The 1,919-nt window shown below is 51.3% G+C and carries 2 protein-coding genes; both read right to left on the bottom strand.

The features are described 5' to 3' along the window. Nucleotides 1-1,013 precede the first annotated feature (1,013 nt). A complete protein-coding gene (locus tag AC534G_RS27285; RefSeq protein WP_016265984.1) occupies nucleotides 1,014-1,196 on the bottom strand; it encodes a hypothetical protein in 183 nt (60 codons plus the stop codon). Between the two features lie 225 nt (nucleotides 1,197-1,421). Then, nucleotides 1,422-1,658 carry a hypothetical protein gene (locus AC534G_RS27280; RefSeq protein ID WP_001676031.1) on the bottom strand — a complete coding sequence of 79 codons (237 nt, stop codon included), beginning with the start codon at nucleotides 1,656-1,658 and terminating at the stop codon, nucleotides 1,422-1,424. Nucleotides 1,659-1,919: the final 261 nt, after the last annotated feature.

Raw genomic sequence — 1,919 nt, 5'->3', positions numbered from 1 at the left:
TGTGGCAGGAGAAAAAAGGCGGCACCGGCGCGTCAGCAGAATATGTGATACAGGATATATTCCGCTTCCTCGCTCACTGACTCGCTACGCTCGGTCGTTCGACTGCGGCGAGCGGAAATGGCTTACGAACGGGGCGGAAATTTCCTGGAGGATGCCAGGAAGAGACTTAACAGGGAAGCGATAGGGCCGCGGCGAAGCCGTTTTTCCATAGGCTCCGCCCCCCTGACAAGCATCACGAAACCTGACGCTCAAATCAGTGGTGGCGAAACCCGACAGGACTATAAAGATACCAGGCGTTTCCCCCTGGCGGCTCCCTCGTGCGCTCTCCTGTTCCTGCCTTTCGGTTTACCGGTGTCATTCCGCTGTTATGGCCGCGTTTATCTCATTCCACGCCTGACACTCAGTTCCGGGTAGGCAGTTCGCTCCAAGCTGGACTGTATGCACAAACCCCCCGTTCAGTCCGACTGCTGCGCCTTACCCGGTAACTATCATCTTGAGTCCAACCCGAGAAAGCACGACAAAGCGCCACTGGCAGCAGCCACTGGTAACTGGGATATACGAGAGAGAGATTCAGAGGTCTTGAAGTATGGGCCTGACTGCGGCTACACTGAAAGAACAGTTTCGGTATCTGCGGTCTCGTATACCCAGTTACCTGGTTAAGCAGTTCCCCAACTGACTTAACCTTCGATCAAACCACCTCCCCAGGTGGTTTTTTCGTTTTCAGAGCAAGAGATTACGACTGAAACGACAGGATCACAAGAAGATCATTAACTCCGAGAGTAGTAACCCCCACCATGTTTGCCTATCAACACACTTAGGAAACATTACTTGCGTTTAGTTATACGACTTCTAGCTCTCCATAACAGATCCTCATTTTCTGCTGATGGATTTCGACGGTATCGTTCCTCCGCTTTCCGTACTCCATATTCAGGAAACACCCTGACAGCAACCATTTGTATAAAGACATAACACACCAAAAGCAAAAATAAAAAACCAATAAACTCAAACATATATCACCCTCTTTTCTTCTCATTTCTCATGCGTGTAGCCACCATTATTTTATAGTTAGCACTCGTAGGGTTCTCCATATATTTACGGGTAGCACGTTCGACGGCAGATTCGGATGAACTAAAAAAAAGCATAAATAATTTAAATGCAATAACGGCGACTACCACTACACCAATAAATGTAAGCATCACTCTTACTCCTGTTATCAACATTAAACATAACATCCGTTGGCCGCACCGCCTCAAACGCCCTCAGCGCGTTTCTGAGGCCTCCGGCCTGAAACATACACCTTTCTGTGCCCATATCGAGAAAAAACGCCCCTGATGATTTCTGCGTACCTGCATGGCTATGCACGCGGGTGAATGGCAGACGATTTCGGAGTGTCAGCACCACTAAACCGCCAAAAGGCGCAATCAGCGGCGCGGCGCGCGCGGACGTGACCAGGCAAACTCGGACTGCTGCCGCTCATCCTCACGTAATGCACGCTGGCGGTCGGCGTAACGCTGCGACTCAATCTGCGCACGCGCTCTGTTCAGGACGATATGCCGGTTCGGCTGATTTAGCTTTTTGCCTGACGCTCTCTCAGCTGCGGCAATAGCATCATCAAGAAATTTTTTCTCTGCAGGTGTCAGGTTTGTCAGTCTGTTCATAGCATTCTCCCGTCAGAATAACTCCGCACAGTCTGCCAGACACAGCAGAACCGATGAAGCGCTGGCGGTGCTGAAAGACAGCCAGAAACGGTGAACGGGAGCGGATTTTAATCCGGTGACGTGAGACGTTGGGCAAGCCGCAGGCGCGGCAGTGGTTTTAGCGGGTTTCGGGGCGCAGCCCTGAACCAGTCACGCAGCGCTAGCGGAGTGTATACTGGCTTACTATGTTGGCACGGATGAGGGTGTCAGTGAAGTGCTTCA

It is taken from the genome of Citrobacter sp. CRE-46 (assembly GCF_059615875.1).
The sequence above is the reverse complement of the archived record's forward strand: the minus strand, read 5'-3'. Positions and strand labels throughout refer to the sequence as shown.